Annotated in this window: 14 protein-coding genes; 5 read left to right on the top strand and 9 right to left on the bottom strand. The window is 68.8% G+C overall.

Annotated features, from left to right (window positions below; genetic code table 11):
* The first annotated feature begins 6 nt into the window (after window positions 1–6).
* Window positions 7–255, top strand: coding sequence for a DUF167 domain-containing protein (locus AC3A5Z_RS01410; RefSeq protein WP_487517627.1), 249 nt, complete (start codon window positions 7–9; stop codon window positions 253–255).
* A gap of 54 nt (window positions 256–309) precedes the next feature.
* Here the strand turns inward: AC3A5Z_RS01410 and AC3A5Z_RS01415 are convergent, their stop codons facing one another.
* Together AC3A5Z_RS01415 and AC3A5Z_RS01420 are read right to left on the bottom strand one after the other, a co-directional pair.
* Window positions 310–1299, bottom strand: coding sequence for an aldose epimerase family protein (locus AC3A5Z_RS01415; protein WP_487517628.1), 990 nt, complete (start codon window positions 1297–1299; stop codon window positions 310–312).
* Window positions 1300–1369: 70 nt separating this feature from the next.
* Window positions 1370–2410, bottom strand: coding sequence for a zinc ABC transporter substrate-binding protein (locus tag AC3A5Z_RS01420; protein ID WP_487517629.1), 1041 nt, complete (start codon window positions 2408–2410; stop codon window positions 1370–1372).
* A gap of 69 nt (window positions 2411–2479) precedes the next feature.
* On the opposite strand from AC3A5Z_RS01420, the gene AC3A5Z_RS01425 reads away from it, so the two are divergent.
* The 4 genes from AC3A5Z_RS01425 to AC3A5Z_RS01440 all read left to right on the top strand — a co-directional run bounded on the left by AC3A5Z_RS01425 (window position 2480) and on the right by AC3A5Z_RS01440 (window position 7205).
* Entirely contained in the window at window positions 2480–2959 is a 480-nt protein-coding gene (locus AC3A5Z_RS01425; RefSeq protein ID WP_136793471.1) for a transcriptional repressor, read from the top strand.
* Window positions 2956–3723: a metal ABC transporter ATP-binding protein gene (locus tag AC3A5Z_RS01430; protein ID WP_487517630.1), complete on the top strand. Its 768-nt coding sequence runs from the start codon at window positions 2956–2958 to the stop codon at window positions 3721–3723. Before AC3A5Z_RS01425 ends, AC3A5Z_RS01430 begins: the two co-directional genes overlap by 4 nt.
* Window positions 3716–4507, top strand: coding sequence for a metal ABC transporter permease (locus tag AC3A5Z_RS01435; RefSeq protein ID WP_487517631.1), 792 nt, complete (start codon window positions 3716–3718; stop codon window positions 4505–4507). Before AC3A5Z_RS01430 ends, AC3A5Z_RS01435 begins: the two co-directional genes overlap by 8 nt.
* Before the next feature lie 202 nt (window positions 4508–4709).
* On the top strand, window positions 4710–7205 hold the full coding sequence (locus tag AC3A5Z_RS01440; RefSeq protein WP_487517632.1) for a GcvT family protein: 2496 nt from the start codon (window positions 4710–4712) through the stop codon (window positions 7203–7205).
* A gap of 54 nt (window positions 7206–7259) precedes the next feature.
* Here the strand turns inward: AC3A5Z_RS01440 and AC3A5Z_RS01445 are convergent, their stop codons facing one another.
* The 7 genes from AC3A5Z_RS01445 to AC3A5Z_RS01475 form a co-directional block, all read right to left on the bottom strand.
* Window positions 7260–8060 carry a glycoside hydrolase family 25 protein gene (locus tag AC3A5Z_RS01445; protein ID WP_487517633.1) on the bottom strand — a complete coding sequence of 267 codons (801 nt, stop codon included), beginning with the start codon at window positions 8058–8060 and terminating at the stop codon, window positions 7260–7262.
* 79 nt (window positions 8061–8139) lie between these two features.
* Window positions 8140–8778, bottom strand: coding sequence for a DUF938 domain-containing protein (locus tag AC3A5Z_RS01450; RefSeq protein WP_487517634.1), 639 nt, complete (start codon window positions 8776–8778; stop codon window positions 8140–8142).
* Entirely contained in the window at window positions 8775–9848 is a 1074-nt protein-coding gene (locus tag AC3A5Z_RS01455) for an NAD(P)/FAD-dependent oxidoreductase (protein ID WP_487517635.1), read from the bottom strand. The genes AC3A5Z_RS01450 and AC3A5Z_RS01455 overlap by 4 nt, the downstream gene beginning before the upstream one ends.
* A 44-nt stretch (window positions 9849–9892) precedes the next feature.
* Complete coding sequence (locus tag AC3A5Z_RS01460; protein WP_487517636.1) at window positions 9893–11173, bottom strand: NAD(P)/FAD-dependent oxidoreductase; 1281 nt, start codon at window positions 11171–11173, stop codon at window positions 9893–9895.
* A 199-nt stretch (window positions 11174–11372) separates the two neighbouring features.
* Window positions 11373–11690: a hypothetical protein gene (locus tag AC3A5Z_RS01465; protein ID WP_487517637.1), complete on the bottom strand. Its 318-nt coding sequence runs from the start codon at window positions 11688–11690 to the stop codon at window positions 11373–11375.
* Between the two features lie 77 nt (window positions 11691–11767).
* Window positions 11768–12016, bottom strand: coding sequence for a hypothetical protein (locus tag AC3A5Z_RS01470; protein ID WP_487517638.1), 249 nt, complete (start codon window positions 12014–12016; stop codon window positions 11768–11770).
* Between the two features lie 193 nt (window positions 12017–12209).
* Window positions 12210–13292: a BMP family ABC transporter substrate-binding protein gene (locus AC3A5Z_RS01475; RefSeq protein ID WP_487517639.1), complete on the bottom strand. Its 1083-nt coding sequence runs from the start codon at window positions 13290–13292 to the stop codon at window positions 12210–12212.
* Window positions 13293–13308 lie beyond the last annotated feature (16 nt).

The raw sequence follows: 13308 nt of genomic DNA on the forward strand, positions 1-13308 counted from the left end.
AAAGCGATGACCGACCTGAGCTCCCTTGCCCAACCCGGCGCAACGCTCGCCGTCCGCGTGACGCCCCGCGCGTCGCGCGACCGGGTGCTGTGCGAGGATGGCCAGATCCGCATCCATGTCACCTGCGTGCCGGAGGACGGCAAGGCCAACAAGGCGGTGACAGCCCTGCTGGCCAAGGCGCTGGGGGTGGCGAAATCGCGGCTGACCCTGCTGCGCGGCGCGACCTCGCGCGACAAGCTGTTCCGGCTGGACTGACGGGGGGAGCCGTCCTCGGGGCCATCGAGGCCCGCTCGGACGGCGCTGCCGCGGCTACACCCGGTCGAAGCTCAGCCGCGTCTCCTGCCGGTAGGTCTGGCCCGGATCCAGCCGGATCGAGGGGAAGCCCGGGTGGTTAGGCGCATCCGGCCAGCGCTGCGCCTCCAGCGCCATCGCCTCATGCTTGCGGAGCGGTCGGTCCTGCAGCCCGGCGAAGCCCTCGCTGTCGATGTAAACCCCGTCGTAGACCTGCAGCCCCGGCTCGGTGGTCGCGAGCCGCAGCCGCACCCCCGACTGCCCCACCAGCTCGGCCACCTCGGTCAGCCCGCGCGGCGCATCGGCGAGGCAGAAGTTGTGGTCGAAGCCCTCGCTCAGGTCGATCACCCGACCCTGCCGCAGGTCGAAGGCGCCCGCCACCGGCAGCACCCGCCCGGTGGGCAGGCCCGCCACCGTCTCCAGCACCCGGTCGGCGGCGACGGTCAGGCGGTGCCCGGCGATGCTCTCCGATCCGTCGAGGTTCCAGTAGCTGTGATTGGCGAGGTTCATCAGCGTCGGCGCGTCGCTGGTGGCGCTCAGCCGCAGCACCAGCGTCGCGCCCTCCAGCGCGAAACCCGCCTCGATCACCCGCGCGCCGGGAAAGCCCTGATCGCCCGCCGCCAAGGCCAGACGCAGCACCGCCGAGGTCTCGCCGACCGAGGCAATATCCCAGACCCGCGCCTGCGTGCCGAAGTGCCCGCCATGCAGCAGGTTCGCCCCCTCGTTCGGCGGGAAGTCATGGCGCGCGCCGTCGATCAGCGCCGAGGCCCCGGCGATGCGGTTGGCCACCGGCCCCACCACCGCTCCGTAATAGCCGAGCGGCCCGATATAGGCCGCCAGATCCGCCGACCCCAGCGTCAGCGGCCAGTCCACCCCCGCCAGCCGCAGATCCTGCACCACCGCGCCCCAGGTCAGCAGCTGCACCGTCAGCGCGGCGTTGCGCAGGGTGATGCGCTCGACGGGCCGACCGTCGGGCGCGGTTCCGAAAGGGGTGATCTGGCCTGTCACGTCGCTCTCCTCGCTGGCGGGCCAGCCTTTGCCGATCCGGCCGGTCCGGTCAAGGCTGGCCCGCCAAGGCTCAGCGCTCGCCGAGACAGTCGGTTAGCGTCGTGGCGAGCCCGGTCAGCAGCTCGGCATAAAGCCCCGCGCCCGGCTCCAACTGTGCGCCCTGCGGGTCGAGCGGCGCGCCGATCTTCACCGGGGTGCCCTCGGCCAGCTGCGCCACCAGCTTCGGATCGTGCTGCACCTCGGGGAAGATGCAGACCGCGCCCTCCGCCGCCAGCTCCTCGCGCAGCGCACTCAGCCGCGCCGCACCGGGGGCCGAGGCATCGCCGATCGCCACCGTCGCCGCGACATCGAGCCCGTAATGCGCCGCGAAATAGCCATAGGCATCGTGGAACACGACGAAGGGCCGGTCCTGCACCGCCTCCAGCCGCGCCGCCGTCTCTGCATCGAGCCGGGCGACCCCCGCCGCCGCCGCCTCGGCGTTGGCGGCATAGGTCGCGGCGTTGTCGGGATCGAGCTTGCCCAACTCGGCGGCGATCACCGGCAGCCAGAGCCGCGCATTGGCCGGATCGAGCCAGAGATGCGGGTCGAGCCCGCTGTGGCTGTGGCCCTCGTGCCCGGCCTCTTCGGCATCATGGTCATGACCCGCCGGCTCGGCCTCATGCTCATGCTCGGCATGATCGTGCTCCGCATGCTCCTCATGCGCGTGCTCCGCGTGATCGTGGTCGGCATGCTCTTCCTGCTCATGCCCCTCATGCTCATGCGCAGCGGCGTCGCCATAGTCCTGCACATGCAGCCCCGCCACGGTCGAGAGCCTGAGCTGCGCCTTGGCCCCCAGGCTCTCCAGCGTCCGGTCGAGCCAGGGCGTCATCTCCGGCCCGATCCAGATCACCAGCCCGGCGGTGGAGAGCGACCGCGCCTGGCTGGGCCGCAGCTGGAAGGAATGCGCATCCGCCCCGCGGTCCAGCAGCAGCTCCGGCGCGCCCAGATCGCCCATCACCTGCGCCACCAGCGAGTGCACCGGCGGGATGTCGGTAACCACCAGCGGCACCTCGGCGAGGGCCGCCGGGGCGATCAGCAGACTCGTCACTGCGGATGATATGGTATAACGCATGGTCTCGCCTTTCCTTGAACTCTCCGGGATCGGTAGTATGTTATAGCATAACACGTCAAGGGGCCAAGCATGTCCAAGCCGCTCGCCTTCGCTGCGCATGATCACAGCCATTGCTCGGGCGACCTCCTCGCCCGCGCCGAAAGCATGGCGGCCGAGACCGGGGCGCGCCTGACCCCGGTGCGCCGCCGCGTGCTGGAGATCCTTCTGGAGGAGCACCGCGCGCTCGGCGCCTATGACGTGCTGCAGCGGCTGGCGAAGGAGGGCTTCGGCAACCAGCCGCCCGTGGCCTATCGCGCGCTCGACTTCCTGGTGGAGCAGGGCTTCGCCCATCGCATCCGCCGGCTCAACGCCTTCACCGCCTGCATGCATCCCGGCACCGCCCATGCGCCCGCCTTCCTGATCTGCCGACTCTGCGACGCCGTGGCCGAGGCCCCGGCCGAGCCGGTGCGCGCCGCGCTGGATCAGGCGGCGGCCTCGCTCGGCTTCAGCATCGAGCGCAGCAACATCGAGGCGGTCGGCCTCTGCCCCGGCTGCAAGGCCGCCGCATGAGCCTGATCGCCGCGCATCGCCTGAGCATCCGTCTCGGTGGCGCCGAGGTGCTGACCGGGGTCAGCATGTCGGTCGCCGCGGGCGAGATCGTCACCATCGTCGGCCCGAACGGCTCGGGCAAAAGCACGCTCCTGCGCGCGCTGCTCGGCATCCTGCCGCCCGCCGGCGGCGAGGTGACGCGCAAGCCGGGGCTCCGCATCGGCTACGTCCCGCAGAAGCTGCACATCGACCGCAGCCTGCCGCTGACCGTCCGCCGCTTCCTGTCGCTGCCGCAGCGCCGCAGCGAGACCGAGGCCCGCACGGCGCTGGAGCGGGTCGGGGTGCCCGAGGTGCGCGAGCGGCAGATGGCGGATCTCTCCGGCGGCCAGTTCCAGCGGGTGCTCTTGGCCCGCGCGCTGCTGACCACGCCCGACCTCCTCATCCTCGACGAGCCGACGCAGGGGCTGGACCAGCCCGGCGAGGCCGCCTTCTACCGGCTGATCGAGGAGGTCCGCTCCGAGACCGGGGCGGCGGTGCTGATGGTCAGCCACGATCTGCATGTGGTGATGTCGGCCTCCGACCGGGTGATCTGTCTCAACGGCCATGTCTGCTGCGAGGGCACGCCGCGGGTGGTGTCGAACGCGCCGGAATACCGCGCGCTCTTCGGTCTGGGCACGCAGGGCGCGCTGGCGCTCTACCAGCACAGCCACGATCACGACCACACCCATGACCATGCCCATCCGCATGCGCATGACCATGATCCCGCGGAGCACGACCATGTTTGACGATTTCCTGATCCGCGCCGCCCTTGCCGGGATCGGTGTGGCGCTGGCGGCGGGACCGCTCGGCGCCTTCGTGGTCTGGCGGCGCATGGCCTATTTCGGCGACGCGACCTCGCATGCCGCGATCCTCGGCGTGGCGCTGGCCTTGGCGAGCGACCTGCCCGTCGGCCTCGGCACCCTCGCCGTCGCGCTCCTCATGGCGCTCACCGTCTCCACCCTCGCCGCGCGCGGCTGGGCGATGGACACGACGCTCGGTGTGCTCGCCCATTCGGCGCTAGCCTTCGGCCTCGTCGCCGTCAGCTTCGTGCCGGGGGTGCGCACCGACCTTTCGGCCTATCTCTTCGGCGACATCCTCGCCGTCTCTGCCGCCGATCTCGTCTTCATCTGGGGCGGGGCGGCCTTGGTCGTGGCCCTGCTGGTCTGGCGCTGGTCGTCGCTGCTGACCTCGACGCTGAACGAGGATCTGGCCCATGCCTCGGGCCTCAATCCCGACCGCGAGCGGCTTATCCTGACGCTGGCCCTCGCCCTGACCGTCGCCGTGGCGCTGAAGGTGGTGGGCGCGCTCCTGATCGCGGCCATGCTCATCATCCCCGCCGCCGCCGCGCGCGGCCTCGCGCGCACGCCCGAATCCATGGCCGTGCTCGCCGCCCTGATCGGCGGCGCGGCCACCCTCGGCGGCCTGCAGCTCTCGCTCTTCTACGACACCCCCGCCGGCCCCTCCATCGTAGCGGCGGCGGCACTGGTCTTTGCCGCCTCCGCCACCTTGGGCAAGCTGCGCCGCACCTGACCCTCCCATTTTTTTGTCCTCGAATATCCCACGGGGGGTGCGGGGGGTGTGAAACCCCCCGCTGCGCCGCCAACCACAGGCACCCCGCAAGCCAGCTTCTTACCCCCATGTCGTTTTCGGACGCCAAATGTCGGGCTGACTTGTCGCGCGCGGCCGCGTTAGGGCATGTATGCGCAAAACCCTGCCGTACGGAGTTGCCCCGATGAAGACCCATGTGAAAGCCCTAGTCGTCGGTGGTGGCGCCGTCGGAACGGGGATCGCCTATCACCTCGCCAAGGCCGGCTGGGACACCATGCTGGTCGAGCGCGACGAGCTGACCTCCGGCTCCACCTGGCATGCCGCGGGGCTCCTGCCGCTCTTCAACATGAGCTATGCCACCACCCATATCCACAAGTATTCGGTCGACTTCTACAAGGGTCTCGAGGCTGAAACCGGGCTCAACCCGGGCTTCTACGTCGTCGGCAACCTGCGCATGGCCCAGACCGATGCGCGGATGGACGAATACATGCTCTATTCCTCGGTGGCCGAGACCGCCGGGGTCTATCATGAATTCCTCACCCCAGCGCAGATCAAGGAGCGCTGGCCGCTGGTGCGCACCGAGGATCTGAAGGGCGCGCTCTACCACCCGCAGGACGGCTACATCAACCCGGCCGACGTGACGCAGGCGATGGCCAAGGGCGCGCGGCAGCTCGGCGCGACCATCGAGCGGCGGATCCAGGTGAATGGCTACCGCTGGACCGGCAGCGAATGGATCGTCACCTGCGCCCGGATGGTGGAGCAGGGGGGCAACCTCGTGGCCTCCGAGGAGACCTTCGAGATCCATGCCGAGCATGTGGTCACCGCCACCGGCAACCATGCGCAGCGAACTGCGCGGCTCCTCGGGATCAAGATCCCGGCGATCCCGGTCGAGCACCAGTATATTGTGACCGAGCCCGATCCGGCGCTGGTCGAGTGGCGCAAGACCAACCCGCAGCACCCGGTGCTGCGCGACGCCGACGCCAAGTGGTACGTCCGCGAGGAGCGCGGCGGCTGGATCCTCGGCCCCTACGAGCGCAACGCCCCGGCGCGCTTCCTCTATGACGTGCCGCAGAGCTTCCGCGCCGACCTCTTCCCGCTCGATCTGGAGCGGATCGAGGAGGAATACATGTCGATGATCCACCGTCTGCCCTCGTCCGAGACCGTCGGCCTGAAGGACGATTACAACGGCCCGATCTGCTACACCCCCGACGGCAACCCGCTGGTCGGCCCCGCGCCGGGGCTGCGCAACATGTGGCTGGCCGAGGGCTTCTCCTTCGGCATCACCGCGGCGGGCGGCACCGGCTACTATCTCGCGCAGATGATGACCCAAGGCGAAGCCGAGATCGACATGGCCTCGCTCGATCCCAAGCGCTACGGCTCGTGGATGACCACGGAATACGCGGCGCGCAAGAACGAGGAATGCTACGAGCATGTCTTCATCCTGCACCACCCGGACGAGGAGCGCGAAGCCTGCCGCCCGCTGCGCACCGCCCCCGTCTACGACCGCCAGAAGGCGCTCGGCGCGCAGTTCGGTCAGGTGAACGGCTGGGAGCGGCCGAACTACTACGGCCCGCTCGATGCCCCCTCCAGCTTCGACCACGACAGCCGCAGCTTCCGCCGCGGCGAATGGTGGCAATATGCCAAGACCGAGGCCGAGGCGCTGCGCGAGACGGCGGGCCTGATCGACGCCACCGCCTTCACCAAGCATCTGGTGCGCGGCCCCGGCGCCACCGCCTTCCTCGACTGGTTCACCTGCAACAAGCTGCCCGCCGTGGGCCGCATCAACCTGACCTATGCGCTGACCGCCACCGGCACGACGCGCACCGAATACACCATCGTCCGCTTCGCCGAGAACGAATACTATCTCGTCTCCGCCGGGGCCTGGACGGCCTATGACGCCGACTACCTCAAGCAATGCGCCGCCGAGAAGATGTCCGAATTCGGCTGGATCGACATCCACGACGTCACCACCCAATACGGCGTCTTCGCGCTTGCCGGCCCCAATTCCCGCGCGATCCTGAACGAGATCGTCAAGGATGCCGACCCGGCCACGGTGCTGTCGAACAAGCGCTTCCCCTGGCTCAGCTACCGCAGCATCGAGCTCGGCATGTGCCCGGTCCGCGCCATCCGCGTCGCCTATACCGGCGAGCTCGGCTGGGAGCTGCATCACCCGATCGAGATGTCGGCCTATCTCTGGGACCTGCTCCTGAAGGCGGGCGAGAAGCACGGGCTGAAGCTCGTGGGCGCGCGGGCGCAGAACTGGCTCCGGCAGGAGAAATCCTACCGCGCCTTCGGCAACGAACTGGGCCGCGACGCGACGCCGATGGAGGCCGGTCTCGACCGCTTCATCGACCTCTCGAAGGACTTCCAGGGCAAGCAGGCGATGCTCGATACTGGCATCCGCTCGAAATGCGTCACCGTGCTGATCGACGGCCCGGCCGATGCCGATCCCTGGGGCAAGGAAGCGCTGCTGCATGACGGCGAGAAGATCGGCCGTCTGACCTCGGGCGGCTGGTCGGTGGCCTTCGGCAAGCAGATCGGCATGGGTTATGTGCGCTCGGATCTGGCCGAGGTCGGCCAGAAGCTGAAGGTGCGCATGTTCCGCGAGCTCTTCGACGTGACGGTGGTGGAGGATTCGCCCTTCGATCCCTCCAACGCCCGCATCCGCAAGGACGGCTGAGACCCTCGGCAAGGGCGAAAGCAGAAAGGGCGGGAGATCACTCCCGCCCTTTCGTCATTGCAGCTTCTGCGCCAGCCAGCCCGCCCAATCGACCGCGCTGCCGTTGAAGACGTTGATGTCGGCTTGCGTGGCGATCCCGGGCACGATGCCGGTGCCGGTGTATTGCCAGAACTTCCAGCCCTGACCGCCGTAACGCTCCGACGGATGGCCCGCGGTGGAGCGCAGCCAGAAGTCGTGCCCGGTCAGCCGCCACATCTCGTTGCGCTCGTAGAAGTCGATGGTCGTGTAGACGATCGGCGCCTTGCCGTAGTGGCGCTGCAGGATGTTCATGAACTCCAGCGCCTCGGCGCGCACCACCGCTGGTGCCGGGCGCAGGGTGCAGGTGGGCGAGAAGGGGTTCCACTCCATGTCCAGAACCGGGGGCAGGGTGCGGGCCGATTTCGGCACGTTCTCGATGAACCAGCGCGCCTGCTCGGCGGCGGGGCGGCAGAAGTAGAAGAAATGATAGGCCCCGCGCGGCACCCCGGCCCGGCCCGCGCCGCGCCAGTTCTCGTGGAACATCGGGTCCACCCGGTCGCCGCCCTCGGTTGCCTTGATGAAGGCGAAGGACACCCCGGCTTCCGCCGCGGTGCGCCAGTCGATCGGCCCCTGGAAGCGCGAAACGTCGATGCCATGCACCGGATAGTCGCGCGGCGCGCGCCCCTCCCAGGCGTGGGGACGGGCATCGCCGAAGCTCGGCGGTGCCACGGTCACCACCTGACCGGAGGGCAGTTCCGCCGTCACTTCTGGGCGACCGCAGGAGATCAGGGCAGAGGCGAGAAGCCCGAGGGACAGCAGGCGGAAAAACGGGGTCATGGGGCTCCGGAAGATCAGGGACGCGGCCAACCTGCCGCAAATCCGCCGGTCTGTCATGGGCAATCTTGCCCCCCGGCGGTCAGCCGCCCTGCGCCACCAGCATCAGGTTGTTGGCCGGCATCTCCACCACCCGCACTCCCGGCCCGGTCCCGCCCAGAAGCCCCGTAACCCAAGCCAGATCCTTGTAGCCGATGGCCGGGTTCTGCGCCCTGAGACTGGCGTCGAAAGCCGCATCGCCCTCGCTCGTCGGCTTGCCGTCGCGCAGGAAGGGGCCATAGAGCATCAGCCGACCGCCCGGCGCCAGCGCGCGCGTTGCCTCGGCCAGCAGCGTCGCGGCAGAGGCTTCGGGGATCAGGTGCAGGATGTTCACCGCAAGGATCGCGTCCTGCCCCTGCCACGCCGCCCCCCAGCCGGGCCGCGCCGCATCCAGCAGCACCGGGGCGCGCAGGTTGGGCAGCGCCGCATGGACGCGCCACGCCTCGATGGAGCCCAGGTTCGCCGGTTCGACATCGCTCGGCTGCCAGTCCAGCGCGGGCAGGGCAGCGGCGAACTGCGCCGCATGCTGCCCGGTGCCGCTGGCCAGCTCCAGCAGCCGCCCCGCCAGCCCCTCGGCCCGCAGCTGCGCGAGGATCGGCGCCGCGTTGCGCTCCGCCGAAGGCGCCACGCGGCGACCGTCCGGCATCTCCGGCGCGCCGCTGTCGGGCAGGCGCAGGCTCATGCGAAGCGCCCCGGCGACAGCGCCGCCACCACGCCTGCGTCGAGCTCCGGCGCCGTGCCGCCCAGCAGGTCAGCCGCCAACCGGCTCGCGGCGGGCGAGGTCTGGAAACCGTAGCCACCCTGACCCGCCAGCCAGAAGAACGCGGGCTCCACCGGATCGCGGCCGATCACCAGCACGCGGTCGGGCGCGAAGGTGCGCAGGCCCGCCCAGCTCGCCAGAAGCCGGGTGACGGGCGTCGTCACCATCTCCTCGTAGCGCGCCAGACCCTCGGCCAGCACCATGTCGTCGGCCCAGGCGTCATGCGGCTCCATCGGGTGCTCATCGGCGGGCGAGACGATCAGCGCCCCGGCATCGGGTTTGGCATACCAGGTCTCGCCCGCGCCGAAGAGCATCGGCCAGCGGCTCACGTCATGCCCGCCCGGCGCCGGGATGCGCGCCATGGAGCGGCGGTTGGGCTGCAGCCCCAGCATCCGCACGCCCGCCATCGCCGCCACGGCATCGGCCCAGGCCCCGGCGGCATTCACCAGCACCGCCCCGCCATGCTCGCCCGTTGCCGTGGCGATACGCCAGCCCGCGCCCTCGCGCCGGATGCCGGTGACCTTGGCCCCGGTCAGGATCGTGGCGCCCCCGCTGCGCGCCTCGCGGGCGAAGCCCTGCAGCAGCAGGTCGGTGTCGATGTCCCAGGCATGATTGCCATAGGCCGCGACAGCCACCCGGTCGTTCAGCACCGGCACGATGGCCCGCGCCTCTGCGACCGACATCATCTCCAGATGCATCGTCCCGGCATCCGAGGCGACCTCTGCCGCCTCTTCCGCCCGCCCGACGATCATCAGCCCGCGTGGCGACAGCACCTTATCCGCCGCGCGGAAGAAGTCGCCCGAGGCGAGCGACAGCTCCACCACCGGCGGCAACCCGTAGCGCGGCTCGTAAAGCGCCGCCGACCGCCCCGAGGCATGATGCGCCAAGGCATCCTCCGCCTCGAGCAGCAGCACCGAGCCCAGGGCAGACAGCCTTGCCGCCGCCGACACACCGGCGATCCCGCCGCCGACAATCACGAAATCATGTTCCATGCGGCGCAGGCTGGCCCGGCCCCGGGCCGAGCGCAAGAGCCGTTTCAGCCCTTCTTCGCTGCCTTCAGCTTGTCGATGCCCAGCATCTTCATCATCGCCGCCTCGTAGAACGGCTCCGACGTGCCGACCCGCACCTTGCGCAGGAAGTATTTCTCGAAGCCGATCTTGGCCAGATGCACCCAGCGCCCCTGCGATGACCAGTTGACGTTGCGCGGCGGGATCTGCGGCTGCGCGACGAAGGCGATGCCGCTGTCGCCGAAATCGGCAAGGCAGACCGCGTTCCAGGTGCCGACCTGATCCGGCTCGCGCCCCCGCACCAGCGCGCCGAGATTGTGGGCCGTGGCTGTCACCATCGATTCGATCATGAAGCCGGTCTTGGGGACGCCGCAGGGCACGGGTGTCTGCGCCATCGGCGGGATGGCGACGCAGACGCCGACGGCGAAGACGTTGCGGAAGGTCGGATTGCGCTGATACTTGTCGACCAGCGTGAAGCCGCGCGGGTTCGACAACCCCTCGATGCCCGAGACCGCCTCGATCCCGCGGAAGGCGGGCAGCATCATCGCATAGCCGAAGGGCAGGCTGCGCGGCTTGGCGCTGCCGTCCTCGGCCACCTCCTCGATCTGCATCTGCCCGGCCTCGACCTTCGTCACCCGGGCCGAGGTGATCCACTTGATGTGCTTCTGCCGCATTGCCGATTCGAGCAGGCCCTTCGTATCGCCCACCCCGTCGAGCCCGAGATGGCCGATGTAGGGCTCCGAAGTGACGAAGGTGATCGGCACCTGATCGCGGATCTTCAGCTTGCGCAGCGCCGCGTCGAGGATGAAGGTGAACTCGTAGGCCGGGCCGAAGCAGCTCGCCCCCTGTGCCGCGCCGACGACGACCGGCCCCGGCGTCTCGCAGAAGCGGTCGAAAGCGATCCGCGCCTCCTCCGCATGGTCGATATGGCAGATCGACAGGGTATGGCCCTGTGGCCCGAAGCCCTCGATCTCGTCGAAGGCAAGCTCGGGCCCGGTGGCAACCACCAGATAATCATAGGAGATCTCGCTGCCATCGACGAGGGCCACGCGATTCTCCGCAGGCATCACCTTGCGGGCGGCCACGGCGCGGAAGGCGATGCCGAGCCGCGCCATCGTCGGCGCCAGATCGACGGTGATGTCGCTGCGGTTGCGCCAGCCGACGGCGATCCACGGGTTCGAGGGCACGAAGTGATACGTCGGGTCGCGGGTGACCACGGTGATCGTATCCTCCGGCCGCAGCTGCCGTCGCAGCTCGTAGGCCATGATAGAGCCGCCCAGTCCGGCCCCCAAGACGATGACATGTGCCATGATCATTCCTCCCAGAATAGCTGGCCCCGTATCCCGATCATACATCGAAAAAAATGAATGTATCGGAAATTCCTGCGGGCCGCGCTTGGGCCTCTGTCCCGCAAAAAGGCCTGCGGCCGAGCCTCCGGGGGGAGGAACCATCGCTCGGGCCGCAGGCAAGGCCCGCACTCTCAGGGGAAAGTCGCGCGGGGTCGGGAGCTCAGTGGGCGTTGTCGGTCTGGTAGGTCACCACCAGATCGCAGGCGGCGCAGGCCGGACGGCCCTGTTCGCTGAACCAGCGGCAGTCCTGCCGGATGGTGCAGGGAGGCAGCCGCTCCGCCTGTGGGGCAGGCGGGGCAGGGGCGGGCCCGAGATGGTCGAGCACGCGCTGGATGATGCCGCAGGCGCTGCCCGTCCATTGCGTGCAGCCCCGGGTCTGGCAGGGCGAGGCAAAGCGCATCCGCGCCTCGGGTGGCCCCAGACGAGCGGCGGAGGCGAGGAAATCCGCATCCACCTGCATCCTGGTGCGGAGGGGCACAATACGCCCCTCCGCACCCTTCACTCCCAGCAGCACCGCGCCCGGGGAAGCCGGTGCGCTGGGGCAGGTCAGGCCCGTCATCTGCTTCCGCCCGCCCGGATCGAGGGCAGAATTGCCCCCAGTTCTTTCTCGACTCCGGCCAGACGGTCGAAATCGAGCCGGGCGATCAGACCGACCCAATCGATCGGGAACCTGATCGCAAGCGGTCGCTCCATCCTCATTTCGGCCAGATGACCCAAGGCCACCTTCTGGATGTCGCGGTTCAGGGCAGACTGAGCCTCGGTGCTCATATCAATGTCTCCGAGGTCAACGACAAAGCGAGGCATCGGATAAACTCCTGATTTCTAGATAAAATGTCCGTTCAAATGCTTTCCGTAAATAGAAGCTAACACGACTTTTCCGGCCCCGGAACGGCTCTGCGGGGGGCGGCTGTCGATTTGACGCTGGCTTCACGCGCTGCGTCAAAATGCAGAAGGCCCGGGACGAACCCGGGCCTTTTGACGCTCATTTTTTCGGCACTTACTTCGGAATGTCGCCGCTGATGCCTTCGACGTAGAAGTTCATCCCCGCCAGCGTCGCATCATCGGCCGTCTCGCCCTCGGCCAGCCAGGCCGAACCGTCCTGCTTGTTCAGCGGGCCGGTGAACGGGTGGTAGCTGCCATCGCCGATCGAAGCGGCCAGCGCCTCGGCCTCGGCCTTCACCTCGGCAGGCACCGCTTCGGTGATCTCGCCGATCTGCACTTCGCCGCCGCCGATGCCTTCCCAGGCATCCGTGCTCTCCCAGGTGCCGTCCAGCACCATGCCGACGCGCTCGATGTAATAGGGCGCCCAGTTGTCGATGATCGACGATACGCGCGGCGAGGGCGCGTAGCCGATCATGTCCGAAGCCTGACCGAAGCCGATCACGCCGGGGGTCTTCTGCGCTTCGGCCAGCGGCGCGGTGGAGTCGGTATGGGCGAGGATCACGTCGACGCCCTGCTCGATCAGCGCCTTGGCGGCATCCGCCTCTTTCGCCGGGTCGAACCAGGTATAGGCCCAGACCACCGACATGGTGACATCCGGGTTCACCTTCTTGGCGTGGATGTAGGAGGCGTTGATGCCCTGGATCACTTCCGGGATCGGGAAGGAGCCGATGTAGCCGATCTTGTTCGACTTGGTCATGCGGCCGCCGATGGTCCCCATGACGGCGCGACCCTCGTAGAAGCGCGCGTTGTAGGTGGAGACGTTCGGATGCTCGCGCTTGAAGCCGGTGGCATGCTCGAACTTCACGTTGGGGAACTTGGCGGCGACGGCATTGGTCGCATCCATGTAGCCGAAGGAAGTGGTGAAGATGATGTCGGCCCCGCCCAGCGCCATCTGGGTCAGCACGCGCTCGGCGTCGGCGCCTTCCGGCACGCTTTCCTGATAGACGGTCTCGATCCGGTCGCCGTATTCCGCTTCCACCGCCAGACGGCCCTCGTTGTGCTGGAAGGTCCAGCCGCCGTCGCCGATCGGGCCGACGTAGATGAAGCCGACCTTCACCTTGTCCTGCGCGAAGGCCGCGCCGGTCATCGACAGGCCGAGGCCGATCGCCGCGCTGGCGAGAAGGGTTCTGCGATTCATGTTAGGCTCCCTGTTG

It is taken from the genome of Cereibacter sp. Soil_C_27, assembly GCF_057657095.1.